Origin of the sequence: Ornithinimicrobium pulveris, from assembly GCF_050261105.1 — a bacterium.
Taxonomy (GTDB): domain Bacteria; phylum Actinomycetota; class Actinomycetes; order Actinomycetales; family Dermatophilaceae; genus Ornithinicoccus.
The window spans coordinates 1,624,228-1,648,714 of the sequence record NZ_CP189837.1 but is presented as its reverse complement, the minus strand read 5'-3'; the positions used below and the strand labels follow the sequence as shown (position 1 = coordinate 1,648,714).

Here is a 24,487-nt window from a genome sequence, read left to right as displayed (position 1 = left end):
AGCTGCGCATCCCGGGCCCGTATGCCGTGTCCTGCCCCGGCGGACCCGCTCGGAGGTGCTGGCGCCCCTCAGGCGGTCTTGTCCTGCTCGTCCTCACGCGCGCGGCGGTGCGGGTCGGTCGTCGTGGTCCCGGTGACACGGTAGGCATCCAGCACGGCTGGGACCCCACGCACGGCGCGGATCACCGACTCCAGGTGCGAGGGATCGGCCATCTCGAAGGTGAACTTGGACAGCGCCACCCGGTCCCGGCTGGTCTGCACCGAGGCGGACAGGATGTTGACGTGCTGGTCCGAGAGCACCCGGGTGATGTCGGACAGCAGGCGCGGGCGGTCCAGCGCCTCGACCTGCAGGTTGACCAGGAAGAGTGAGCTGGCGGTGGGCGCCCAGGCCACCGGGATGATCCGCTCGGGGTGCCGCTGCAACTGCTCAGCGTTGGTGCAGTCGGTCCGGTGCACCGAGACGCCACGTCCGTGGGTGACGAAGCCCAGGATCGGGTCGCCCGGCACCGGCGTGCAGCACTTGGCCAACTTGACCCAGACATCGTCGGCGCCGACCACGGTGACGCCCGGGTCGGTCTGCTGGACGCGACCGCGGCTGGGGCGGGTGGCCTCGGCGAGGTCCTCCTCGGCACCGTCATCCCCACCGGCCGTGGAGACGAGTTGGCTGACGACGTGCTGGGGTGAGACATGGCCCTCGCCGACCGCGGCGAAGAGGCCCTCGATCCCCTTGTAGCCCAGCGACTCCGCGACGGCGGTCAGGGTGTCGTGGGACATCAGCCGCTGCAGCGGCGCGTTCTGCTTGCGCAGCACCTTGGCGATCTGGTCCTTGCCGGACTCGACCATCTCCTCGCGGCGCTCACGGGTGAACCACTGGCGGATCTTGTTGCGGGCGCGGGCGCTCTTGACGAAGCTCAGCCAGTCGCGGGAGGGACCCGCATCCTCGGCCTTGCTCGTGATGATCTCGACCACATCGCCGTTGGACAGCTCGGAGTCCAGCGGCACGAGCTTGCCGTTGACGCGGCCGCCGACGCACTTGTGGCCGACCTCGGTGTGCACGGCATAGGCGAAGTCGACGGGGGTCGCGGCGGAGGGCAGCGCCATCACGTCCCCGCCGGGGGTGAAGACGTAGACCTCTCCCGAGCCCATCTCATAGCGCAGCGAGTCCAGGAACTCCGAGGGGTCGGCCGTCTCCTGCTGCCAGTCGATGAGGTGGCGCAGCCACTGCATGCCCTCGAGCGCGCCAGGGGCACCGTCGGAGCCCGCTCCGGCCTTGGTGCCGTCGGGGCTCTGCTCCTTGTACTTCCAGTGGGCGGCGACGCCGTACTCGGCGCGGCGGTGCATCTGGTGGGTGCGGATCTGGATCTCCACCGGCTTGCCTTGCGGACCGATCACCGTGGTGTGCAGCGACTGGTACATGTTGAACTTCGGCATCGCGATGTAGTCCTTGAACCGCCCCGGCACCGGGTTCCACCGGTTGTGCAGGGCGCCGAGCACCGCGTAGCAGTCCTGGATCGACTCCACCAGCACCCGCACCGCGACGAGATCGTAGATCTTGTCGAAGTCGTGCCCGCGCACGATCATCTTCTGGTAGACCGAGTAGTAGTGCTTGGGTCGGCCGGTGACAGTGGCGCGGATCCTGCTGGCCTTGAGCTCGTCGTTGATCTCCCCCCGGATCGTGGCCAGCAGCTCCTCCCGGGCAGGGGCCCGCTGGGCGACCATCCGGACGATCTCGTCGTAGACCTTGGGGTAGAGCTGGGCGAAGGAGAGGTCCTCCAGCTCCCACTTGATCGTGTTCATCCCCAGCCGGTGCGCGAGGGGAGCATAGATCTCGAGGGTCTCCGAGGCCTTGCGCGCGGCGGACTCGGCGGAGACGTAGCGCCAGGTGCGGGCGTTGTGCAGCCGGTCGGCGAGCTTGATGACCAGCACCCGGATGTCGCGGGCCATCGCCACGACCATCTTGCGGACGGTCTCTGCCTGGGCGGCGTCGCCGTAGGTCATCTTGTCCAGCTTGGTGACGCCGTCGACCAGCATGGCGATCTCCTCGCCGAACTCCTTGCGGAGCTGCTCGAGGCTGTATGTCGTGTCCTCCACCGTGTCGTGCAGGAGCGCCGCCGCGATGGTCGAGGGGGTCATCCCCAGCTCGGCCAGGATCGTCGCCACCGCCAAAGGGTGGGTGATGTAGGCGTCGCCGCTCTTGCGGCGTTGACCCTTGTGCGCCTCCTCGGCGACCGCGTAGGCCCGCTCGATCAGCGCCAGGTCAGCCTTGGGGTGCGTGGCCCGCACCGAGCGGAGCAGGGGCTCCAGGGCCGGGGTGCTGCTCGTGGTCCGGCTGCCGAGACGGGTCCACCGCGGGCGCAGGCCACCGCCTACCCGCTGGGGCGGTCCTGACGTGGTGGCACCGTCGGTCATGGACCGATGATAGTTGCCTGATCAGCAGGCTCTGACCGCCGGTCAGATCGTGACGAGCGAGTGCACCTGGTAGCCGCCAAGCTTGTCCCGACCGCCCAACTCACCGATCTCCAGGATCAATTCGATCGCGGCCACGCTGGCCCCACAGCTCTCGACGAGCTCGCAGGTCGCAGCCAGCGTGCCGCCGGTGGCCAGGACGTCGTCCACGACGAGCACCCGCTCCCCGTTGGAGACGGCGTCCTGGTGGATCTCCAGGGTCGCAGTGCCGTACTCCAGGGCGTAGGACACGCTGTGCACGGCCGAGGGCAGCTTGCCCTCCTTGCGGACCGGCACGAAGCCGACCCCGAGATCGTGGGCGATCATCGCGCCGATGATGAAGCCACGCGCCTCGATCCCGGCGACCACGTCGACCTGGCCGCGGTAGCGTTCCACGGCGTCAGCCACGATCCGGGCCCGCAGCTGGGGGTCGAGCAGGATCGGGGTGAAGTCCTTGAAGACCACGCCGTTGATCGGGAAGTCCGGGATGTCCCGCATCCCAGCGAGCACGTCGTCCGCAAGGTCCATCCGTCAGCTCCTCTTCTTGCGGCGCGGCTGGTTGCGGGGGCCGCGCTGGGCGTAGGGGTGCAACTGCCGCCCCTGGACGTGAGCCGATGCGGGCGGGGTCGCGCTGGCCCCACTCGCCGCGGGCTGCAGCTGACCGTCATCCCCCGGGCTCGCCTCGCCAGCCTCGGTGGCACCGGCCTGCAGTTCCTCCAGGTCGGCCTGGGCCGCCTGCTGCCGCTCCGCGCGGGCCTCACCGCGGGCTCGCCGCTTGAGCACCTTCGCGTCGTGCTTGCGGATCTCCGGCTCGCCCTGGCGCAGGTGCGCCAGGATCGGGGTAGCGATGAAGATCGAGGAGAAGGTGCCGACCGCGACGCCAATGAACAGCGCCCAGGCCAGGTCGACCAGGGTGCCGGGACCGATCAGGGTCAGCCCCACGATCAAGATCGCACCGACCGGCAGCAGCGCCACGATCGAGGTGTTGATCGAGCGGACGAAGGTCTGGTTCACCGCGAGGTTGGCCGCCTCGGGATAGGTCATCGTCTCGGTGTCCATCGCGTGCTCAGTGTTCTCACGCACCTTGTCGAAGACGACGATGGTGTCGTAGATCGAGTAGCCAAGGATGGTCAGGAAGCCGATCACCGAGGCCGGGGAGACCTCGATGCCGAGCAGGGCGTAGACACCCAGGGTGAACAGGACGTCGTGCACGAGCGCGATCAGCGCCGCGACAGCCATCTTCCAGGTCCGGAAGTAGAAGCTGAGCACGATGGTCACCAGCACCAGGAAGACCACCAGGGCGATCATCGCGCGCTGGGTGACCGACTGGCCCCAGGAGGGACCGACCAGCGAGCTGGTGACCGACTCGACCGGGACGTCGAACTCGGTGGCCAGGTCAGCACGGATCTCCTCGGCCTCCTGAGCGGTCATGTCACCGGTCTGGATCCGGACGGTGGTGTCGCCGATGCGGGTGACCGTGGTCGTCTGGGTGTCGACATTGTCGTTGACCGCGGTGTTGGCCCGCTGCTCGTAGTCCTCGAGGTTGGTGACATCGGAGACCCGGAGCTCGGTGCCGCCGCTGAACTCGATGCCGAAGTTGAGTCCTCGACCGAAGAGGCCGATCAGCGAGATGGCGACCAGGATCGCCGAGACGGTGTACCAGAAGCGTCGGCGCTGGACGACTCTGAAGGATCGCTTGCCCGAGTAGAGATCGTTGCCGAACTGGCTGAAGCGCGACATCAGACCACACCGCCTTCCAGTTCCTCGCGGGTATGCCGTCGGCGCCCGGGGGTGATCACGGCCGGCTCGCGGACCTGGCCGCGGCCCAGGTAGGTCGAGCGCTTGGCACCCAGGCGCTCGGGCTCCATGCCGGACCACTTGCGGCCCTCACCGAAGAACGTGGTGTTGGCCAGGATGCTCACCACGGGGTGGGTGAACATGATGACGATGACCAGGTCCAGGATTGTGGTCAGGCCGAGAGTGAAGGCGAAGGCCTTTACCGAGGACTCCGACAGGTAGTACAGAACGCCAGCCGCGATCAGGTTGACCACGTCCGAGATGATGATCGTGCGGCGCGCCCGGTCCCACCCGGTGTCGACGGCATACCGCAGGGGTCTGCCCGCTCGCACTTCATCGCGGATGCGTTCGAAGTAGACGATGAAACTGTCTGCGGTGATACCGATCGCCACGATCAGACCGGTCACCCCGGCCATCGTGAGGCGGAAGTTGGTGGCCCAGCCCAGCAGCGTCACCGCGCCATAGGTCAGCAGCGCGGCCACGATCAGCGAGCCGATCGCTACGAAGCCGAGGGCGTGGTACTGGATCAGCATGAAGATGAAGACCAGCAGCAGGCCGATCGCGCCGGCGATCAGCCCCCAGCGCAGCTGGGTGCCACCCAGCGTCGGGCTGATCTGCTCGGAGGTCTGCACGTCGAAGCTCATCGGCAGCGCACCGAACTTGAGCTGGTTGGCCAGGGTCTCTGCCGACTCGGAGTCGAAGCTACCGCTGATGGTGGCCACGCCGTTGCTGATCACGCTGTTGACCGTCGGGGCGGAGATGACGGCGCCGTCGAGGACCATCGCGAAGCGGTTCTGTGCGGCGCCCTGGGGGTAGCCCATCAGGCGGCGGGTGATCTCATCGAAGCGCTGACCACCCTCGGTGTCGAAGTTGAGGATGACCTCCCACGCACCGGTGACCACACCCTGCTGCAACTGCTGCAGGCCAGCATTGGCGTCGGTGAGGTTGGATCCGCTGAGCTCGACCGGACCGAGGATGTACTTCTCGGTGCCTTCCTCGTTGCAGGCCACGAGGGGCTGGCCGGACGGCGCGTTGGACGCCGCCTCGGCGATCGCCTCGCCGGCGGGCCCGGGTGAGCAGTCCGCCTCGAAGAACTCCTGCTGAAGCTCGGGGGTGATTTGGTCCAGGCTCGAGGGGTCGGTGACGACCGGGGCCGGGGCTTCCTCACCGGGGGCGGTGGTCTGCTCGGCGTCGTCCGGACCCGCGGTGGAGGTCATCGGCAGGCGCTCCCCGCCGCGGTTCTCATCGGTCTGCTCCGCCTCATCGACGGAGGGCACGTCGCTCTCGGTGTCCGTCGCGCCGTCACCGGTGGTGCTGTCGGTGACGCCGTCCTCGATGCCGGCCGGGGGTCCCTGCATCTGCTCGACTTGGTCGCGCAGCTGCTCCGAGGGCAGCGGGAGTTCGCGGGGCGGCGCCTGCGGGTCCTCGATCCCGATCGGCATCGCGATCAGGACCGGGCGGAAGTTCATCTGCGAGGAGCGGCTCAGCGCCTCGAGCTGGGCGGGCGTCGGGTTGCCGGGGATGGCGACCTGGACGTTGTTGCCCAGGCGGCTGACCTCGGCCTCGGCGGTGCCGGTGCCGTCGACACGGCGGCGGATGATGTCGATCGCCTGATCCAGGTTGGCCGGGTTGATCGCCTGGCCGCCCTCGGTCTTAGGGGCGAGCACCACCTGGCGCCCACCCGCGAGGTCCAGACCCAGCTGGGGGGTCAGCTCGGCCTTGGGGTCGGCGAACAGGTGCGCCGCACCCAGTCCGCCGAAGAGAGCGAGGGTCAGGACGAGCAGGGCCAGCAGGGTGCGGGCCGGTCCCTTCATCCGCGCGCGGCGCGAGGAGACCTTCTTGGTGCGCTGACGCTGGCTGGAGCCTCGCTGGCGTCGACCAGAGTCGCGGGACAGGCCGGGAAGGTCCTCTTCCTGACGGCGCCCGGGGATGGAGGTGGACATCAGGCGTTCTCCCCCGTGCCGTGGGTGTCGGTGGGTCGCTCACCCTGATCGCGCTTGATCTGGGAGGGCGGGACGATGGCTCGGCGGTTCACGCGGACCACCACGCCGGGAGCGATCTCCAGGAGGACCACATCCCCGTCCAGGCCCGTGACGGTGCCGTAGAGACCGGCGGCCGCCATCACCTCATCGCCGATGGTCAGCTCGGACTGCGCCTGGTTGACCGACCGCTGCCGACGACGCTGCATCACCATCAGCCAGATCAGCACCACCACGGGCAGCGCGAGGATGAGGATGCTCAGCGAGCCGCCCCCGGTGGAGGCCGCAGCAGCCATAGGCGTCATGAGTAGGGAACCCTTTGATCAGTTGCGTCGTGTGGCGACCCGGGCGCTGGGCCCGGTCACCGGTGCTCTGTCCGTGGCGGACCGAGCACCCGGGGCAGTCTAGGTGAGGCGGCTGGGGCTACCAAAGAGGCTCAGCCGAAGCGCCCGGGCGAGTCGCCGGACAGGGGCAGCTCCCCCTGGCCCTCACTGTCCGCAGGCCCCCAGCCGGCGCCCGACCGTGCCCGCTCGACCGCTCCCGAGCTGCTGTGGCCTGGGGCACCCGCGTCCCGTGGCGGCGTCAGGCCCAGGTGCTCCCACGCCGCGGGGCTAGCGGCTCGGCCACGGGGGGTGCGGACCATGAAGCCCTCGCGGACCAGATACGGCTCGGCGACCGTCTCGACCGTGTCCGGCTCCTCCCCCACGGCGACGGCCAGCGTGGACAGGCCGACCGGGCCGCCGCCGAAGCGCGTGCACAGCGCTTCCAGGACGGCTCGGTCCAGGCGGTCGAGCCCGAGGGCGTCCACGTCGAAAAGGTCGAGGGCGGCCCGGGATGCCGCCTCGTCGACGTGCCCCTCGCCGTGCACCTGGGCCCAATCCCGCACGCGGCGCAGCAGCCGGTTGGCGATGCGGGGGGTGCCGCGAGAGCGGGAGGCGATCTGGGTGATCCCCTCTTCATCCGCCTCGATCCCCAGCAGCGTGGCGTTGCGGGTGAGGATCGTCACCAGATCCTCGGTGGCGTAGAAGTCGAGATGACCGGTGAAGCCGAAGCGGTCCCGCAGTGGAGCCGGCAGCAGACCCGCCCGGGTGGTGGCACCGACCACCGTGAAGGGCGGCAGCTCCAGCGGGATCGCGGTGGCCCCCGGTCCCTTGCCGACGATGACATCGACCCGGAAGTCCTCCATCGCCAGATAGAGCATCTCCTCGGCGGGCCGGGACATCCGGTGGATCTCGTCCAGGAAGAGCACCTCGCCCTCGACCAGGGAGGACAGGACGGCGGCCAGGTCGCCGGCGTGCTGGATGGCGGGTCCGCTGGTGATCCGGATCGGTTGCTCCAGCTCCCCGGCGATGATCATCGCCAGGGTGGTCTTCCCGAGCCCGGGAGGGCCCGAGAGCAGCACGTGGTCCGGTGGCGCGCCGCGGCGCCGCGCGGCCTCCAGCACCAGGCCGAGCTGGTCGCGGACCCGTCCCTGTCCAGGGAAGTCGGCGAGCTTGCGAGGACGCAGAGCGGCCTCGACGCGCCGCTCCTCGTCGGTGCCGCCAGGGTCAACGATCCGGCCGACGCCCGGGTCCTCCCCCGCGCCGAACTCGATCTCGGACGACCCGTCCTCGTATGGCGTTTCGCCCCGACCGCTCATCGGCCCAGCTCCCGCAGCGCGGCCCGGAGGATCGCCGACACCTCGGTCGGTGCCGCGACACCGTCGGTCACGCGCTGGACGGCGTCGGAGGCCTGCTTGGCCGACCACCCCAATCCTTCGAGGGCGGTGCGCACCTGGGCGTGGACAGCATTGTCGGCCCCTGCTCCGGCAGGCTGGATTGCCAGATCGGCAGGGTCGACCCCCACGGCCAGGATCTTGTCCTTGAGCTCAAGCACGAGGCGTTCCGCAGACTTTTTGCCGATGCCCGGGACCTTGGTCAGCGCGGTCAGGTCGGACTGGGCGATCGCTGCCCGCACCGCGTCGGGGGTGTGCACCGAGAGCATCGCCAGCGCGAGCCGGGGCCCCACGCCGGAGACCGTCTGGACCTGCTCGAAGAGCGCCTTGGCGTCCACGCCGCTGAATCCGTAGAGCGTCAGCGACTCCTCGCGCACCACCAGCGTGGTCTCCAGGATGGCTTCCTGGCCGGTGCGGCACTCCGCCGCGGTGGCCGGGGTGGTGTGCACGAGCAGACCCACGCCGCCCACTTCCACGACCACGTTGTCGAGCCCGACATGACGGACCGGTCCTCGGACGGATGCGATCACGGGACAACCCTTCTGGTCGAGATCGTGGAACGTGAGCCGGCGGCGCGCGCGGCGGTGCTGCGGGCGCTGCGGGCCGCGGTGCGGTGCTGGGCGTGCAGGGCGGCGAGTCGATTCGGGGCGGCCTGCGCAGCCTCCCGCTCGGCGTCCTGGAGGCGGTTGGATCCGCCACTGGTTCCCGCGAGCAGCCCTGCATCGGCGCCCCGCCACAGATGACAGATTGCCAAAGCCAGAGCGTCAGCGGCATCTGCAGGCTTGGGCGCGGTCGTAAGTTTGAGGATGCGGGTGACCATGTGGGTGACCTGGGCCTTGTCGGCGCGACCGTTGCCGGTCACGGCGGCCTTGATCTCCGAGGGCGTGTGCAGCCCGAGTGGGAGGCCGAGCCGGGCTGCCGCGAGCATCGGGATGGCCGAGGCCTGCGCGGTGCCCATGATCCCCTTGATGTTGGCCTTGGCGAAGACCCGCTCGACGGCGATCGCGTCCGGCTCCCAGTCCGCGATCCACTGGTCGATCTCGGTCTGCACCGACAGCAGGCGCTCCTGGGGATCATCACCAGGGGGTGTCTTCACCACCCCGACCGCCACCATCGTCAGCTGTCGGCCAGGCCGCCCCTCGACCACGCCCAACCCGCAGCGAGTGAGGCCGGGGTCCACGCCGAGCACGCGCACGGTGGACCTCCCTGACGTGTGGACAGATGTTCGCAAGCCAGGCTACGCGGTGGCACCGACAGCGGGCGGGTGCGACACGCCATACGGGACAGCGGGATCAATCGCTTCGCCCAGCCTCGAGGGCCGCCCAGGCCGCCGATTCGGGCAGCTGCGGTGATCAGTCCTCGTCGAGCTCGGCGAGGACCTCATCGGAGATATCGGCATTGGAGTAGACGTTCTGGACGTCATCGCAGTCCTCGAGCGCGTCCACGACGCGCATCACCTTGCGCGCGCCGTCGGCATCGAGCGGGACCTCCATGCTCGGCACGAAGGTGACCTCGGCCGAGTCGTAGTCCATCCCGGCGGCCTGGACCGCCTGGCGGACCGCGACGAAGTCGGTGGCCTCGGAGAGGATCTCGAAGGAGTCGCCCAGGTCGTCGACCTCTTCGGCGCCCGCCTCGAGCACCACCTCGAGCAGGGCATCCTCGGTGGTCTCCCCCTCGGCCTGCGCCTTGGGCACCACGACCTGGCCCTTGCGGTTGAACAGGTAGGCGACCGAGCCGCTGTCGGCCATCGAGCCGCCATTGCGGGACAGCGCGGTGCGGACCTCCATCACGGCGCGGTTCTTGTTGTCGGTCAGGCACTCGATGTAGAGCGCGACGCCGCCGGGGGCATAGCCCTCGTAGACGAGCGCCTCGTAGTTGGCGCCACCGGCTTCCGCGCCCGACCCACGCTTGACGGCGCGGTCGATGTTGTCGTTGGGGACTGAGGTCTTCTTGGCCTTCTGGATCGCGTCGAAGAGCGTCGGGTTGCCCGCGGGGTCACCGCCACCGGTCCGCGCGGCGACCTCGATGTTCTTGATCAGCTTGGCGAACAGCTTGCCGCGCTTGGCGTCGATCGCAGCCTTCTTGTGCTTCGTCGTCGCCCACTTGGAGTGACCACTCATGAACGCGTCCTCATTCCTCGACCGTACGAAAGTCCGACGACCTAGCCTAACGGTCGTGCAGCGCGGGTCAGGACGTGGACGACAGCGAGCCAGGTCAGGCGCGGGCCGAACTGCAGATCCTGACGAACAGCTCGTGGACTCGGTGATCCCCGGTGACCTCAGGGTGGAAGCTGGTGGCGAGCAGGTTGCCCTGCCGCACCGCGACCGGGTGACCTTCCACCGCAGCCAGGATCTCGACGTCCGGACCGACCCGCTCCACCCAGGGCGCGCGGATGAAGACGGCCCGGACCGGCCGATCCGGCGCGGACACCGCATCCAGGCGCAGATCGGCCTCGAAGGAGTCGACCTGGCGGCCGAAGGCGTTGCGCCGGACGGTCATGTCGATGCCGCCGAAGGTCTGCTGCTCGCGGTGGCCGTCAAGGATCTCCTCGGCCAGCTGGATCATTCCGGCGCAGGAGCCGTAGACCGGGAACCCGTCAGCGATCAGCGCCCGGATCGGCTCGTGCAGTCCGAAGATCCGGGACAGCCGGTCGATCGTCGTGGACTCCCCACCCGGGATCACCAGTCCCCCGAGCCCGTCCAGCTCGCCGGGCCGACGCACCGGACGAGCCTGTGCCCCGGCCGACTCCAAGGCCGCCACGTGCTCGCGCACATCACCCTGGACGGCGAGGACACCTATCACCACCGCCGCGCTGTCAGGACTCAAGCCGAGCTCCGGACTCCACGAGCTGGTAGACGAAAGCGTCGCTGCTGATGCGCTCCTGGGGAGAGCCTGCCGCCCGGGCTGCCTGTTCGGCGGCGCGGGCAGCAGCGACGGCCCCCGTGGCGCTCACCAGCCGCGCTCGGCAAGCCGGTGCGGCACCGGGATGTCGTCGACGTTGATGCCGACCATGGCTTCGCCCAGGCCGCGGGACACCTCGGCGATGGTGTCGGGGTCGTCGTGGAAGGTGGTGGCCTTGACGATGGCGGCGGCTCGCTCGGCCGGGTTGCCGGACTTGAAGATGCCCGACCCGACGAAGACGCCCTCGGCGCCGAGCTGCATCATCATGGCCGCGTCGGCCGGGGTGGCGATGCCGCCTGCGGTGAACAGCACCACCGGCAGCTTGCCGGCCTCAGCCACCTCCTTGACCAGCTCGTAGGGGGCCTGCAACTCCTTGGCTGCGACGTAGAGCTCGTCCGCCTCCATCGACCGCAGCCGGTTGATCTCGGCGCGCAGGGTGCGCATGTGGGTGGTCGCGTTGGAGACATCGCCGGTGCCAGCCTCGCCCTTGGAACGGATCATCGCCGCGCCCTCGGTGATCCGGCGCAGCGCCTCACCCAGGTTGGTGGCGCCGCAGACGAAGGGCACGGTGAAGGCCCACTTGTCGATGTGGTTGGTGTAGTCCGCCGGTGTGAGCACCTCGGACTCGTCGATGTAGTCCACTCCCAGGCTCTGCAGCACCTGGGCCTCCACGAAGTGGCCGATCCGGGCCTTGGCCATCACCGGGATCGAGACGGCCTCGATGATGCCGTCGATCATGTCCGGGTCGCTCATCCGCGAGACGCCGCCCTGGGCGCGGATGTCCGCCGGCACCCGCTCAAGCGCCATCACCGCGACGGCGCCGGCGTCCTCGGCGATCTTCGCCTGCTCGGGGGTGACGACGTCCATGATGACGCCGCCCTTCAGCATGTCGGCCATGCCGCGCTTGACGCGGGTAGTGCCGGTGGTCTGGGACGTGCTGTCGCTCATCGTGCTCGCTTCTTCGGTATGCGGTGTGGTCGGCGTCGCGCGTCGGCGCGCCTGCAGTGTCTGGCAACTAGTGTGCGGCCTCGCGGCCGTGCGGCTGACACTGGGTCCGGCACACGGCGATTCCGGCTGGGGAGAACGGCTCCTCAGTCGCCCGGCCAGTGCTCCACGAGCCGGGCCCGGACGTCCTCCAGCAGCTGGGGCACAGCCTTGGTCTGACCGACGATCGGCAGGAAGTTGGCATCCCCCAACCACCGCGGCACCACATGCTGGTGCAGGTGGGCGGCCACCCCGGCACCGGCGACCTCGCCCTGGTTCATCCCGATGTTGTAGCCGGCCGGCGAGCTCGCGGCCGTGATCGCACCGATGGCGTCCTTGGTGAGCTGGGTGAACTCGGCGGTCTCCTCCTCGCTCAGGTCCACATAGAGCGAGACGTGGCGGTAGGGGCAGATGAGCAGGTGACCCGGGTTGTAGGGGAAGAGGTTGAGGACCACGTAGCAGTGCTCGCCCCGATGCACGATCAGGCCCTCAGCGTCGTCCTTTCCCGGTGCATCGCAGAAGGGGCAGCCCTCCCCGGCCGAGGAGCTGGGCCGCTCCCCCGTGACGTAGGCCATCCGGTGCGGCGTCCACAATCGCTCGAAGCCGTCCGCGGCGCCGGGCAGGTCGTCGGCGTTGGGCACCGTCATGGGTCCGGACGTCATGACGGGAATCCTACGCAGCCGCTCGCGGTTGCCTCCGGTATGACGAGCACGCCGAAGTCTCCCCGTCCCCTCCGCGACGAGGTCGCGGCCGCCGACCCCGCGTCATACCTGTCCGAGAAGTCTGGCTGGGTGGCCAACCAGCTCGCGGCGATCGACGCGGCCGGTGACACCGGCGCCGTCGACATCCAGGGCCGGCCGGTCATGGTGGTGACCATGCGCGGTGCCCGCTCGGCCATGCTGCGCCGCGTCCCGCTCATGCGGGTGGAGCACGAGGGGACGTATGCCGCAGTCGCGAGCAAGGGCGGTGCTCCGGATCACCCGGCGTGGTTCCACAACCTGATCAAGGGTGGCGAGGTGCTGGTCCAGGACGGTGCCGAGCAGCACCTGCGGAGGGTTCGGCTCCTGGAGGACGGCCCCGAGCGTGACGCGTGGTGGGAGCGGTCGGTGGCGGCGTTCCCGTCCTATGCCGACTATCAGGAGAAGACCGACCGCCAGATCCCTGTCTTCCTGCTCGAGCCTCCTACCACCTGAGCGAGCCCGGATGAGCCGGGACGAGAACCCCTGGCGGGCACCTGACGAGGGTGCCTCGCGGGCGCAGCCGATCTCCAGCATGCCCCCACCGACCGGAGAGCCGGCCTACTTTCCACCGACCCCCTCATCCCAGGGCAGGCGGCCACCGTCGCGGCGTGCTCGGGTGGCCGGAATCGTGTTCGGCGCCGTCTTTGGTCTGGTGGTCCCCTTTGGCGTGGGCTGGCTGACGCTGGATGTCCTCGCCGGCGTGCCCATGGTGAGTTTCCCCATCGTCCTGCTCGCGATCGTCACCCCGATCATGATCCTGGCGCATCCGCGCAGCCGGACCTTCGGGGTCGGCATGCTGATCGGCTTTGCCGTCGCCGCTCTCCTCTTCGGGGTGCTCACCGTGGCGCTGTTCTTCATGCTGCTCACGGGCGTGGGCTTCTGAGTCCCACGCCCGTCACCGGGTCGTCACCTCACGGACGCGTCGGCAGGCTCACGCGGCGCTGGCTCAACACATCGGCCCGAGCGGCATCCAGGACCGAGGCCGGGAGGTCGATGCTGGGTGCCACCTCGACGCTCGCGAAGCCCTCGCGCCCACCCCAGGTGACGACCGCTCGCACGAGCGCGAGGGCCACCGCCTCGTGATCGCCACCGAGGCACGCCAGCGCGACCAGCTCGGGTGAGCCGCTGCCCAGGTGCGGGAGGAGCGGGAGCTGGCAGATCGCCATACCGACATGCTCGTCGTCCGCTTCCGCGACCCACGCGGGCAGGTCCTCGGCGCGCTCGTGCCAGGCCTGCCCGAAGTCCTGCACGTGATTGTCGGGCCGTAGCCCGTCACGTCGGAGCGCCTGGAGATGGAGCGCCGCCAGCAGGAAGGTTTCCTCCTGGGTGAGACGGCGCACGCGAACCGCCGAGGCCGCCTCACCCAGGGACGTGCTCACGCGCCCGTGACCTGGACCCGGTCGCGCACCGCCGCGGTGATCTCGGCGATCGCCTCGGCGACCGGGACCCCGTTCTTCTGCGAGCCGTCGCGATAGCGGAAGGAGACCGCGCCAGCATCCCGGTCCTCGCCGCCGACGATCAGGATGAACGGCGCCTTGGACTTGGATGCGTTGCGGATCTTCTTGGGGAACCGGTCATCGGACAGGTCCAGCTCGACCCGGATGCCCTCGGCGCGCAACTGGGCGGCCACGTCCTTGAGGTAGTCGTCGAAGTCCTCGGCGACCGGGACGCCGAGCACCTGGACCGGGGCGAGCCACGGCGGGAACTGGCCGGCGTAGTGCTCGACGAGGACGCCCAGGAAGCGCTCGATCGAGCCGAACTTCGCCGAGTGGATCATCACCGGCTGCTGGCGGCTGCCATCGGCGGCCTGGTACTCCAGCCCGAAGCGCTCGGGCTGGTTGAAGTCCAACTGCACCGTCGACATCTGCCAGGTGCGGCCGATCGCATCGCGCGCCTGGACCGAGATCTTCGGGCCGTAGAAGGCCGCGCCGCCTGGGTCGGGGACCAGCTCCAGGCCGGTCTCGATCGCGCACTGCTCCAGGACGGCAGTCGCCTCGGCCCACTGCTCGTCGCTGCCGATGAACTTGTCCTTCTTGTCACCGTCCTCGTCGCGGGTGGACAGCTCGAGGTAGAAGTCCTCCAGGCCGAAGTCCCGCAGCAGCGAGAGCACGAAGCCGAGCAGGTGCTTGATCTCCTCGGCCGCGCCCTCCTTGGTGACATAGGAGTGCGAGTCGTCCATCTCCAGACCGCGCACGCGCGTCAGTCCGTGCACGACGCCGGACTTCTCGTAGCGGTAGCAGTGGCCCAGCTCGAACAGCCGCAGCGGCAGCTCCCGGTAGGAGCGCTGCCGCGAGCGGTAGATGAGGTTGTGCATGGGGCAGTTCATCGCCTTGAGGAAGTAGCGCTGCCCGTCCTCATCCATGGCGGGGAACATCGTGTCCTCGTAGTAGGGCAGGTGTCCCGAGGTGTGGAACAGGCCTTCCTTGGACACGTGCGGTGTCCCGACGTAGTCGAAACCTTCCTCGATGTGCCGCTTGCGCGAGTAGTCCTCCATGACCCGCTTGAGCACGCCGCCCTTGGGATGGAAGACCGGCAGGCCGGCCCCCAGCTCCTCGGGGAAGGAGTAGAGGTCCATCTCGGTGCCGAGACGGCGATGGTCCCGCTTCTCGGCCTCGGCGAGACGGTCCAGGTATGCCGTGAGCTCGGGCTTGGTAGGCCAGGCGGTGCCGTAGATGCGCTGCAGCTGCGGGTTCTTCTCGCTGCCGCGCCAGTAGGCAGCGGCGCTGCGCATCAGCTTGAAGCCGTTGGCGATGAGCTTGGTGGTGGGCACGTGCGGGCCGCGGCACAGATCGCCCCAGACCACCTCGCCCTTACGGTCGAGGTTGTCGTAGATCGTCAGTTGAGAACCGCCGACCTCGACGGAGGCGCCTTCGGCGGCGTCCTCTGCCGAGCCTCCCTTGAGGCCGATGAGCTCGAGCTTGTAGGGCTCACCGGCCAACTCACGCTGGGCCTCCTCGTCGCTGACCTCGCGGCGGAGGAAGGTCTGCCCGGAGTTGATGATCTTCTGCATCGACTTCTCGAGGGCCTTGAGGTCCTCGGGGGTGAAGGGGGTCTCGACGTCGAAGTCGTAGTAGAAGCCGTCGCGGATGGGCGGCCCGATGCCGAGCTTGGCGTCCGGGAAGGCGTCCTGGACGGCCTGGGCCAGGACGTGGGCGCAGGAGTGTCGCAGCACGTCGAGGCCGTCGGGCTCGCTGACGAGCACCGGCTCGACCACGTCCCCGTCCTCGAGCACGTGGGCGAGGTCGCGCAGCTCGTCGCCCACGCGGGCGACGACGACCTGCCTGTCGTCGGCGAAGAGGTCCGCCGCGGTAGTGCCCTGCTCGACCGTTCGCTCGCTCCCGGCGATGTGGACGGTGATCTGGCTGGACACTCTGGCTGCTCCTTGGCTGGGTCGACGACGGGCGTGCCTGGTGGACGCACGAAACCGGCGGTCTCGCCGGTCCACCAACCCTACCGCCACCGACACGGCATACCTGCGCGGTTGGTCTGGCCGTTATCGTGGCGCGATGGTCGCTGACGTGCGTTATCCGCCGGAGTCCTACCACTTCACCGTTGCCGTCTTCGTCGTGGCTGACGCGCACGTGCTGCTCCACCTGCACCGGCGCACCGGCCTGTGGTTGCCCCCTGGCGGACACATCGATCCCGGGGAACTGCCGGACCAGGCGGCGCTTCGGGAGACGCTGGAGGAGGCCGGGATCGAGGTCCGGCTGGTCGGCGGGACCGGCATCGAGCACGAGGCGCCCGACGCACCCCGCCAGCTGGTCCGCCCGGAAGGGATCCAGCTCGAGGACATCTCCCCCGAGCACCAGCACATCGACCTCGTGTACTTCGCGGTGCCCGTCACCGACCGAGCGGGGCTGCCCGAGCTCGGTGGTGAGGGTGGTATGCGGTGGGTTGACCGGGCGGCCTTGGCTGAACTACCGCTCACGGACGAGGTTGCCCTGTGGGTCGAGCGCGCACTGACCGAGGTGCCGCAGCGGGTCGCGGCGGGCTGACGCGCGGCGTCGAGGCGGGCTGACGCCGGGGTCCTTCGCCGGAGAACCCTCAGCCGCTGGCGCCGTGCTGCCCCGGCCGCAGCATGCCGTTCTCCATCCCCCACCGCACCGCCTCGCTCCGGCGGGTGACCCCGACCTTCTGGTACGCGGTCCGGATGTAGCTCTTGACCGTGTTGGGCGACAGATAGCACCGCTGGGCGATGTTCTCGTTCGTCAGGCCCTCGGTGATGAGCGCGATCATCTCGGCTTCCCGCACCGACAGGCCCGCTCCCTGCCCCGGATAGTCAGATCCCGCGGACCCGTCGCTGTCGATCGACCCCGGCATATCGTCCTGCGGCCCCGAGTCGAGATCCGGCCCCGTTGTGTCACCGTCCCGGGGTCGGACGATCTCTCCCGCCGCCACGCGCTCGATGGCCAGCACCAACTCCTCGGCCGTCGCCCCTTCGTCGACATAGCCCCGGCAGCCCTTGTCCAGGGCTCCCGAGACCAGCTCGGGCGCCACATTCCAGCAGTAGATGATCACCCGGCCCGAGCGGGGGTCCTGCAGTGTCGCCTCCACCGATGCATCGTCGGCATAGTCCTGGGAGAAGGTGTCGTGCACCGTGACATCCACCTGGAGCCCGAGGCGACCCTGCCGGAGGGATTGAGCCCAGAAGCGACGGCCGAAGCCTCCGACAGTGTTGACGGCGCCATGCTGTCGGCGAATGAGGTCCACGGCCCGCTCGGTGAGCAGCTCATCACCGCCGCACAGGAGGCCTTCACCGGTGGGCTGAACACCGCCGCCATCGTCTCCGCAGCTGTCGCCGCCCTCGCTGCGGTCATCGCCGCCACCGGGCTGCGCCACCTTCGCCCCACCGGCCAATCCGAAGACCGCGCAGATGACAGCCGTCAGAGCACGTCAGGTTCACCCATACCCCCTATGGGTATAGTTTCTAAATAAGTCGTACACGAAAGAAGGAGTTAAGGGTCATGGCAACCACGACCGATTACCAGGTGACCGGGATGACGTGCGGGCACTGCGAAGGGGCGATCCGCGAAGAGGTCTCTCAAATTGACGGAGTCACCGGCGTCGAGGTCAGCGCCCAGACCGGGCGGCTGGCGGTCACCAGTGAGCAGCCGCCGCAGGACGCGGCAGTGATCGCGGCGGTCGACGAGGCCGGTTACACCGCCGTCAGGAGCTGACTGTGAGAGCGCCTGCACGCCTCGCCCTGTACGGGCTGCTCCTCGTCGCCGTGTTCGCCGCGGCCGGATTCACCGCCAACGCGGTGATCTCCGAGGACACCGTGCAGGCCTGGGCCGAAGAGACACCCGAAGGCCACGGGTCCGGACACGGAGAGGAAGACATGAACAGCGGAGGGCATGAGGGTCACGAGGCCGAAACGTCATCTCTGGGTCTCGGCCTGGCCACCGGCGGGTACCAACTCACCAGCGTAAATGCTCCCACCGGAACGGGCGGCGAGGGCGAGTTGGCGTTCGCAGTGACCGATCCCGAAGGGAACCAAGTCACCGACTTCGAACTCGACCACGAGCAAGAGATGCACCTGATCGTCGTCCGCGCCGACGGGCAGCACTTCGCCCACGTCCACCCCGAACGGAACCAGGACGGCCTGTGGTCGATCCCGTGGCAGTGGGAGGCGGCCGGCACCTACCGGGTCTTCGCCGACTTCGTGCCCACCGACAACGGTGAGGGCCTGACCCTGTCGACCACGGTGCAGGTGACCGGCGACTACGAGCCGGCACCGGTCGCGCAGGCCGCGCAGACAACGGTCGAGGGATTCGACGTGGTCGTCGAGGGCGACCTGGTGGCCGGTTCGGCGTCCGAGCTGACGTTCACGATCACCCGCGACGGGCAGCCAGTCACGACGCTGGAGCCGTACCTGGGGGCATTCGGGCACCTGGTCGCGCTGCGCGATGGGGATCTGGCCTACCTGCACGTCCACCCCCACGGCGACACGCCGCGGGCCGGCCAGACATCCGGCCCGGAGATCGTCTTCGAGGCCACCGCCCCCACGCCGGGCCGCTACCTGCTGTACCTGGACTTCCAGGTCGAGGGGCAGGTGTATACCGCCCCGCTGGTCATCGACACCGCCGGAAACGACGGTGACGGTCCGAGCACTGGAGACGAGCACGACCAAGACGACCACGAGGAAGGAACCGGCGATGACCACTGAGAACGTCAAGACCGACGTGAATCTGACCGGAGTCGAGCTGAGCATCGGTGGCATGACCTGTGCCTCGTGCGCGAACCGGATCGAGAAGAAGCTCAACAAGCTCGAGGGCATTAACGCCTCGGTGAACTACGCCACCGAGAAGGCCAGCGTCACTGCCCCAGAGGGCTATGACACCCAGCTGCTGATCTCGGAGGTGGAGAAGACCGGCTACACCGCCAAGCTCCCGATCCCTAAGGGCGATAAGCCCAGTGACTCGGCCGAGGATGAGTCGGGTGAGGACGCCGAGATCCGGGTGCTCAAGCAACGCCTGATCGGTGCAGCGCTGCTGTCGGTGCCGGTCATCGCGATGGCGATGATCCCCGCGCTGCAGTTCGACTACTGGGGGTTCGCCTCCCTGGTGCTGGCCGCGCCGGTGGTCGTGTGGGCCGGCTGGCCGTTCCACAAGGCCGCCTGGGCCAACCTCAAGCACGGCGCCGCCACCATGGACACCCTGATCTCGGTCGGCACCACCTCGGCGTTGATCTGGTCGATCATCGCCCTATTCTTCGGCACCGCCGGTCAGCCCGGGGTGGTTCACCCGTTCGAGTTCACCATCTCCCGCTCCGATGGCCTGGGACACATCTACCTGGAGGTCGGCGCCGGGGTCATCACCTTCATCCTGCTGGGCCGCTACTTCGAGAAGCGCTCCAAACGCCAAGCCGGCGCCGCGCTGCGCGCCCTCCTGGAACTCGGGGCGAAAGAGGTTTCCATACTCCGGGATGGCCCCGATGGTAAGAAGATCGAGGAGCGCGTCTCCATCGAGGAGCTGACGGTCGGGGATGAGTTCGTGGTCCGGCCTGGTGAGAAGATCGCCACTGACGGGACCATCACCTCCGGCAGCTCTGCCATCGACGCCTCGATGCTCACGGGCGAATCGGTGCCGGTCGAGGTCGCGGAGGGCGACAACGTCACCGGTGCCACGGTGAATGCCGGTGGACGCCTGGTCGTCAAGGCCACCCGCATCGGTTCGGACACCCAGCTGGCGCAGATGGCCAAGATGGTCGAAGACGCCCAGTCCGGCAAGGCCGAGATCCAGCGCCTGGCCGACCGGGTCTCCTCGGTCTTCGTGCCCGTCGCGATCGCCGTCGCCGTCGCCGCGCTCGGTGCGTGGCTCGGGGCTGGGTTCCCGGTCAGCGCCGCGTTCACCGCCACCGTCGCTGTGCTGATCATCGCCTGCCCCTGCGCCCTCGGTCTGGCGACCCCGACCGCGTTGCTGGTCGGCACCGGCCGCGGCGCACAGATGGGCGTGCTCATCAAGGGCCCAGAGGTCCTTGAGTCGACCAAGCGGGTCGACACAATCGTGTTGGACAAGACCGGCACCGTCACTACCGGCAAGATGACCCTCACCGACGTCACCACCGCGGGCGGCGTGGGCCGGGACCAGCTGCTTCGCCTGGCCGGAGGGCTGGAGGACTACTCCGAGCACCCCATCGCCCAGGCCATCTCCGCTGGAGCCACCGCGCAGGTCGGCGAGCTGCCCGCCCCGGAGTCGTTCGAGAACATCGAAGGCAAGGGCGTCCAGGGTGTGGTCGACGGACATGCCGTCGTGGCGGGGCGCGAGGCACTACTGGCCGACTGGTCCATGCGCCTGGATGAGGACCTCAAGGCCGCGAAGCAGACCGCCGAGTCTGAGGGCAAGACCGCTATCGCTGTCGGCTGGGACGGCCAGGCCCGCGGTGTGCTGGTGGTCTCTGACCAGATCAAGCCCACCAGTGCGCAGGCGATCGCCCAGTTCAAGGAACTGGGCCTGACACCGGTGCTGTTGACCGGTGACAACCAGACCGTGGCCGAGCAGGTCGCGGCCGAGGTTGGCATCACCGAGGTCATCGCCGAGGTGCTCCCCAAGGAAAAGGTCGACGTCGTTGCCCGCCTCCAAGACCAGGGCAAGGTCGTGGCGATGGTTGGTGACGGCGTGAACGACGCCCCCGCCCTGGCCCAGGCCGACCTCGGGCTGGCGATGGGCACCGGCACCGACGTCGCTATCGAGGCCGCCGACATCACACTGGTCCGCGGAGACCTGCGCGCCGCCGCCGATGCGATCCGGCTGTCTCGCAAGACCCTGCGCACCATCAAGCAGAACCTGTTCTGGGCCTTCGGCTACAACACGACCGCGATCCCGATCGCCGCGTTCGGGCTGCTCAACCCGATGCTCGCCGGCGCTGCCATGGCCTTCTCCAGCGTGTCCGTGGTGGCCAACAGCCTGCGGCTGCGCAGATTTAAGGCCAAGGCCGATGACCAAACCGGCCGCGCTTACCACGCCGACCCCTCTGGCACGGACTTGACCAACCCCACCGACACCCAGAACCAGACGAAGGAGCCGGTCCAGACCTGAACACCTCGACCGGAGGTCGACGCCGGCCCATCCACAGAAACAAGCCGTCAGAAGAGACACGACAGAAAAGGACATCACGATGAGCGCACACCACCACAACAACGACGACTACAACAACGGCAACCAGGACCAGGACACCAACGATCACCAGGATCTGCCCCTGACCGACACCACGGCCGCCCCTGCTTCGGATGGCGGGTGCTGCGGCCACGCACCCAAGACCGAGGACCTCACCGACGCGGACAGCGACGACGTCACCGAATGCCTGGTCATGGCCGGCACCCCAGTGATCAAGTCCCAGGCCGAAGCCGAGGGCCTCTTCCGCGACTACCAGGGCCAGCGGTACTGGTTCTGCTGCGCCGCCTGCGGCCCCCTGTTCGACGCCGACCCCGACCGGTACGCGAACGCCGCCTGACCCACCACCTGCGAAACCAGACACCTTGACCACCTGCGCCAGCGCGGTTTCCCCCCCCTGACTCCGCCCGTGACATCGCAGAAAGGACACCTCTCATGACCCGAACACTCACCACCACCCTGGCCGCCGGGGCGCTGGCCGCGACGCTGGTCCTGGCGGGCTGCGCCAGCGACAACAACGACGAGAGCCCCGGCGGCGCCCAGGACCACGGCAACCACAACAACGGTGACACCACGGACGACACCACGGCTGAGGGCGAGGCTGGTCAAGACCGTGATGGCCACGACCACCCCGCCGATGGTGGACCGGTGCCTGAGGGCATGAGCAAGGCAACTGACCCGCTCTACCCGGTCGGCAGCGAGGTAGTGCTAGCCGCGGACCACATGCCCGGCATGGACGGCGCCACCGCCACCATCGTCAGTGCCTACGACACCTACACCTACGCCGTGGACTACACCCCCACCACCGGCGGTGACCCGGTCACCGACCACCAGTGGGTCGTCCACGAAGAGCTCCAGAACGTCGGCCAGGAGCGCCTGGCCGATGGAACCGAGGTCACCCTGGCTGCGGCACACATGGACGGGATGGACGGTGCCACCGCCACCATCGCCTCCTCGACCCAGGAGACCGTGTACGTCGTCGATTTCGAAGCCGACGGGATGGCGATGACCAACCACAAGTGGGTCACCGAAAGCGAGATCGACCCCTCACCCTGACCACCCCTCATACCCCAGCAGCACCCCGCCACCGGAGCGCAGCACACCAGGAAGCCGAGCAGAGCATGACCAACCACCACCCAGACCATTCCGGCCATTCAGGCCACGGGACGAAAGAACCCGCCACCGACCCTGACCACACCCCCCACGGGGTAGGCAGCGAGCGCAGCGCTCACAACGAGCACGAGCCCGGGCATGACGATCATCACGGGCACAGTGGGCACGATGCCCACGCCGGTCACGGAGGCCACAGCGGGCACGGTGATCACGTCGGGCAGTTCCGCCGACTGTTCTGGATCATGCTCATCCTGGCCATCCCCGTGGTCGGGCTCAACGAGATGTTCGCCCACCTCGTCGGATACCACCTACCCGAGGCCGAATGGGTGTGGTGGGTCTCCCCGATCCTGGGCACCTTCATCTACCTCTGGGGCGGATGGCCGTTCCTAACCGGCGCGATCAGCGAGATCCGCTCCCGCAAACCCGGCATGATGCTGCTGATCGGGCTGGCCATCACAGTCGCATTCATCGCCTCCTGGGGCGCCACCCTGCACATCCTGGACCATGAGCTGAACTTCTGGTGGGAACTGGCGCTGCTGGTCGTCATCATGCTGCTGGGCCACTGGATCGAGATGCGCTCCCTGGCACAGACCACTTCCGCCCTGGACTCCCTCGCCGCGCTCCTGCCCGATGAGGCCGAGAAGGTCGAGGGCGATGAGGTGGTCAAGGTCGCCCCGGCCGACCTGGCGGTCGGAGATGTCGTGATCGTCCGTCCCGGCTCCTCGGTCCCCGCCGACGGCAAGATCGTCGACGGCTCCGCCAGCATGGATGAGTCCATGGTCACCGGCGAATCCAAACCCGTCCGCCGCGAGAACGGCGACCACGTCGTCGCCGGAACTGTCGCTACCGACTCCGGGGTTCGAGTCGAGGTCACCGCGATCGGTGATGACACAGCCCTGGCCGGCATCCAGAAGCTCGTCACCGACGCCCAAGCGTCCTCCTCCCGGGCGCAGCGGATCGCCGACACCGCGGCCGCCTGGTTGTTCTGGTTCGCCCTGGGCGCGGCGGCGATCACCGCGATCGTCTGGGCCCTGCTCGGGATGCCGGACGCCGCGGTGGTGCGCACGATCACCGTCCTGGTGATCGCCTGCCCGCACGCCCTGGGCCTGGCAATCCCGCTCGTGGTGTCCATCGCCACCGAACGCGCCGCCCGCGGCGGCGTCCTCGTCAAAGACCGGTTGGCGCTCGAATCCATGCGGACGGTCGATGCGGTGCTGTTCGACAAGACCGGCACCCTGACCAAGGGCGAGCCCACCGTCACCGCTGTCGACCCTGCGGGCAGCCGCGACGCCGACGAGATCCTCGCTTTAGCTGCGGCCGCCGAGTCCGACAGCGAGCACCCGCTCGCCCGGGCGATCGTCAGAGCCGCGCGGGATAAAGACCTGTCAGTGCCCAAGGCCAGCGACTTCTCATCCTCCCCCGCGGTCGGGGTCAAGGCCACCGTCGCCTCCGACGGATCCGGCACGGTGGTCGAGGTCGGAGGCCCTTACCTGCTCGAACAGCACGACCGTGACGAGCTGGGCATCGCCGAGACCTGGCGAGAGGAGGGCGCGATCATCCTGCACGTCCTGGCTGACGGGGACGTCATCGGAGCGCTGCGGCTGGCCGATGAGATCCGCCCCGAATCCCGCGACGCAGTCGACGCCCTCCACGCCCGCGGCGTGCAGGTGGTCATGATCACCGGCGACGCCCAAGCCGTGGCCGACACCGTCGCCAAGGACCTCGGCATCGACCGCGTCTTCGCCGGCGTGCGACCCGAGGACAAAGCGGCCAAGGTTGCCGAACTACAGGACGAGGGCCGCAAGGTCGCCATGGTCGGCGACGACGTGTGTCAACGACGCCCCCGCCCTGGCCCAGGCCGACGTCGGCATCGCGATCGGCGCCGGTACCGACGTCGCCATCGGCTCCGCCGGAGTCATCCTGGCCTCCTCCGACCCCCGCTCGGTGCTCTCGGTCTTCGAACTCTCCCGCGCCTCCTACCGCAAAATGAAGCAGAACCTTTGGTGGGCCGCCGGCTACAACCTCGCGGCCGTCCCCCTGGCCGCCGGGGTCCTGGCACCGATCGGGTTCGTCCTACCCATGAGCATCGGCGCAATCCTGATGTCAGTCTCCACCGTCGTCGTCGCCCTCAACGCTCAACTATTGCGGCGCCTCGACCTGACCCCCGAAGCCAGCGCCGACAGAATCCTCGACCGTACCTGAC

At 68.8% G+C, this 24,487-nt stretch carries 24 protein-coding genes and 1 pseudogene; 9 read left to right on the top strand and 16 right to left on the bottom strand.

The genetic code is table 11. The features are described 5' to 3' along the window. Positions 1-68 precede the first annotated feature (68 nt). The 13 genes from ACQBAT_RS07590 to ACQBAT_RS07530 form a co-directional block, all read right to left on the bottom strand. Positions 69-2,408: a RelA/SpoT family protein gene (locus ACQBAT_RS07590; RefSeq protein WP_420748358.1), complete on the bottom strand. Its 2,340-nt coding sequence runs from the start codon at positions 2,406-2,408 to the stop codon at positions 69-71. A 42-nt stretch (positions 2,409-2,450) separates the two neighbouring features. After that, positions 2,451-2,972 carry an adenine phosphoribosyltransferase gene (locus tag ACQBAT_RS07585; RefSeq protein WP_420748359.1) on the bottom strand — a complete coding sequence of 174 codons (522 nt, stop codon included), beginning with the start codon at positions 2,970-2,972 and terminating at the stop codon, positions 2,451-2,453. A 3-nt stretch (positions 2,973-2,975) separates the two neighbouring features. Then, entirely contained in the window at positions 2,976-4,184 is a 1,209-nt protein-coding gene (gene secF / locus ACQBAT_RS07580) for a protein translocase subunit SecF (protein WP_420748360.1), read from the bottom strand. After that, positions 4,184-6,184: a protein translocase subunit SecD gene (gene secD / locus ACQBAT_RS07575; protein ID WP_420748361.1), complete on the bottom strand. Its 2,001-nt coding sequence runs from the start codon at positions 6,182-6,184 to the stop codon at positions 4,184-4,186. Before secD ends, secF begins: the two co-directional genes overlap by 1 nt. Then, positions 6,184-6,525: a preprotein translocase subunit YajC gene (gene yajC, locus ACQBAT_RS07570; protein ID WP_427001099.1), complete on the bottom strand. Its 342-nt coding sequence runs from the start codon at positions 6,523-6,525 to the stop codon at positions 6,184-6,186. The genes secD and yajC overlap by 1 nt, the downstream gene beginning before the upstream one ends. 131 nt (positions 6,526-6,656) lie before the next feature. Further along, positions 6,657-7,859, bottom strand: a complete 1,203-nt coding sequence (gene ruvB, locus ACQBAT_RS07565; protein ID WP_420748363.1) for a Holliday junction branch migration DNA helicase RuvB — start codon at positions 7,857-7,859, stop codon at positions 6,657-6,659. After that, entirely contained in the window at positions 7,856-8,464 is a 609-nt protein-coding gene (gene ruvA, locus ACQBAT_RS07560) for a Holliday junction branch migration protein RuvA (RefSeq protein ID WP_420748364.1), read from the bottom strand. Before ruvA ends, ruvB begins: the two co-directional genes overlap by 4 nt. Then, positions 8,461-9,129, bottom strand: coding sequence for a crossover junction endodeoxyribonuclease RuvC (gene ruvC / locus ACQBAT_RS07555; RefSeq protein WP_420748365.1), 669 nt, complete (start codon positions 9,127-9,129; stop codon positions 8,461-8,463). Before ruvC ends, ruvA begins: the two co-directional genes overlap by 4 nt. 157 nt (positions 9,130-9,286) lie before the next feature. Continuing rightward, positions 9,287-10,054: a YebC/PmpR family DNA-binding transcriptional regulator gene (locus tag ACQBAT_RS07550; RefSeq protein ID WP_420748366.1), complete on the bottom strand. Its 768-nt coding sequence runs from the start codon at positions 10,052-10,054 to the stop codon at positions 9,287-9,289. 94 nt (positions 10,055-10,148) lie between these two features. After that, the gene (gene pdxT, locus ACQBAT_RS07545; RefSeq protein ID WP_420748367.1) at positions 10,149-10,760 is read right to left on the bottom strand and encodes a pyridoxal 5'-phosphate synthase glutaminase subunit PdxT; all 612 of its coding nucleotides are present in this window, start codon (positions 10,758-10,760) and stop codon (positions 10,149-10,151) included. Continuing rightward, on the bottom strand, positions 10,750-10,887 hold the full coding sequence (locus ACQBAT_RS07540; protein WP_420748368.1) for a hypothetical protein: 138 nt from the start codon (positions 10,885-10,887) through the stop codon (positions 10,750-10,752). Before ACQBAT_RS07540 ends, pdxT begins: the two co-directional genes overlap by 11 nt. Further along, positions 10,884-11,783: a pyridoxal 5'-phosphate synthase lyase subunit PdxS gene (gene pdxS / locus ACQBAT_RS07535; RefSeq protein ID WP_420748369.1), complete on the bottom strand. Its 900-nt coding sequence runs from the start codon at positions 11,781-11,783 to the stop codon at positions 10,884-10,886. Before pdxS ends, ACQBAT_RS07540 begins: the two co-directional genes overlap by 4 nt. A 143-nt stretch (positions 11,784-11,926) precedes the next feature. After that, a complete protein-coding gene (locus ACQBAT_RS07530; protein ID WP_420748370.1) occupies positions 11,927-12,481 on the bottom strand; it encodes an HIT family protein in 555 nt (184 codons plus the stop codon). A 39-nt stretch (positions 12,482-12,520) separates the two neighbouring features. Between ACQBAT_RS07530 and ACQBAT_RS07525 the strand changes: the two genes are divergently transcribed. Together ACQBAT_RS07525 and ACQBAT_RS07520 are read left to right on the top strand one after the other, a co-directional pair. After that, positions 12,521-13,012 carry a nitroreductase/quinone reductase family protein gene (locus tag ACQBAT_RS07525; RefSeq protein ID WP_420748371.1) on the top strand — a complete coding sequence of 164 codons (492 nt, stop codon included), beginning with the start codon at positions 12,521-12,523 and terminating at the stop codon, positions 13,010-13,012. A 163-nt stretch (positions 13,013-13,175) separates the two neighbouring features. After that, positions 13,176-13,442: a hypothetical protein gene (locus tag ACQBAT_RS07520; protein WP_420748372.1), complete on the top strand. Its 267-nt coding sequence runs from the start codon at positions 13,176-13,178 to the stop codon at positions 13,440-13,442. A 28-nt stretch (positions 13,443-13,470) separates the two neighbouring features. On the opposite strand, the gene ACQBAT_RS07515 is transcribed toward ACQBAT_RS07520, so the two are convergent. Both ACQBAT_RS07515 and thrS read right to left on the bottom strand, forming a co-directional pair. Then, positions 13,471-13,938 carry a hypothetical protein gene (locus tag ACQBAT_RS07515; RefSeq protein WP_420748373.1) on the bottom strand — a complete coding sequence of 156 codons (468 nt, stop codon included), beginning with the start codon at positions 13,936-13,938 and terminating at the stop codon, positions 13,471-13,473. Further along, positions 13,935-15,929 (bottom strand): threonine--tRNA ligase, encoded by a 1,995-nt coding sequence (gene thrS / locus ACQBAT_RS07510; protein WP_420748374.1) that lies wholly within the window; start codon positions 15,927-15,929, stop codon positions 13,935-13,937. The genes ACQBAT_RS07515 and thrS overlap by 4 nt, the downstream gene beginning before the upstream one ends. Before the next feature lie 136 nt (positions 15,930-16,065). Between thrS and ACQBAT_RS07505 the strand changes: the two genes are divergently transcribed. Then, positions 16,066-16,554: an NUDIX hydrolase gene (locus ACQBAT_RS07505; RefSeq protein ID WP_420748375.1), complete on the top strand. Its 489-nt coding sequence runs from the start codon at positions 16,066-16,068 to the stop codon at positions 16,552-16,554. 49 nt (positions 16,555-16,603) lie between these two features. Here the strand turns inward: ACQBAT_RS07505 and ACQBAT_RS07500 are convergent, their stop codons facing one another. After that, positions 16,604-17,398: a DNA-binding response regulator gene (locus ACQBAT_RS07500; RefSeq protein WP_420748376.1), complete on the bottom strand. Its 795-nt coding sequence runs from the start codon at positions 17,396-17,398 to the stop codon at positions 16,604-16,606. 125 nt (positions 17,399-17,523) lie between these two features. Between ACQBAT_RS07500 and ACQBAT_RS07495 the strand changes: the two genes are divergently transcribed. The 6 genes and pseudogenes from ACQBAT_RS07495 (at position 17,524) to ACQBAT_RS07470 (ending at position 24,486) form a co-directional block, all read left to right on the top strand. Continuing rightward, positions 17,524-17,736 carry a heavy-metal-associated domain-containing protein gene (locus ACQBAT_RS07495; RefSeq protein WP_420748377.1) on the top strand — a complete coding sequence of 71 codons (213 nt, stop codon included), beginning with the start codon at positions 17,524-17,526 and terminating at the stop codon, positions 17,734-17,736. 2 nt (positions 17,737-17,738) lie between these two features. Then, a complete protein-coding gene (locus ACQBAT_RS07490; protein ID WP_427197758.1) occupies positions 17,739-18,725 on the top strand; it encodes a heavy-metal-associated domain-containing protein in 987 nt (328 codons plus the stop codon). Beyond that, entirely contained in the window at positions 18,715-21,096 is a 2,382-nt protein-coding gene (locus ACQBAT_RS07485) for a heavy metal translocating P-type ATPase (protein ID WP_427001107.1), read from the top strand. The genes ACQBAT_RS07490 and ACQBAT_RS07485 overlap by 11 nt, the downstream gene beginning before the upstream one ends. A gap of 79 nt (positions 21,097-21,175) precedes the next feature. Then, positions 21,176-21,511 (top strand): YHS domain-containing protein, encoded by a 336-nt coding sequence (locus ACQBAT_RS07480; RefSeq protein ID WP_427001108.1) that lies wholly within the window; start codon positions 21,176-21,178, stop codon positions 21,509-21,511. A gap of 95 nt (positions 21,512-21,606) precedes the next feature. Next, positions 21,607-22,227: a YdhK family protein gene (locus ACQBAT_RS07475; protein ID WP_427001109.1), complete on the top strand. Its 621-nt coding sequence runs from the start codon at positions 21,607-21,609 to the stop codon at positions 22,225-22,227. Between the two features lie 65 nt (positions 22,228-22,292). Then, positions 22,293-24,486, top strand: a pseudogene (locus tag ACQBAT_RS07470) (heavy metal translocating P-type ATPase). The last annotated feature ends 1 nt before the right edge of the window (position 24,487 follow it).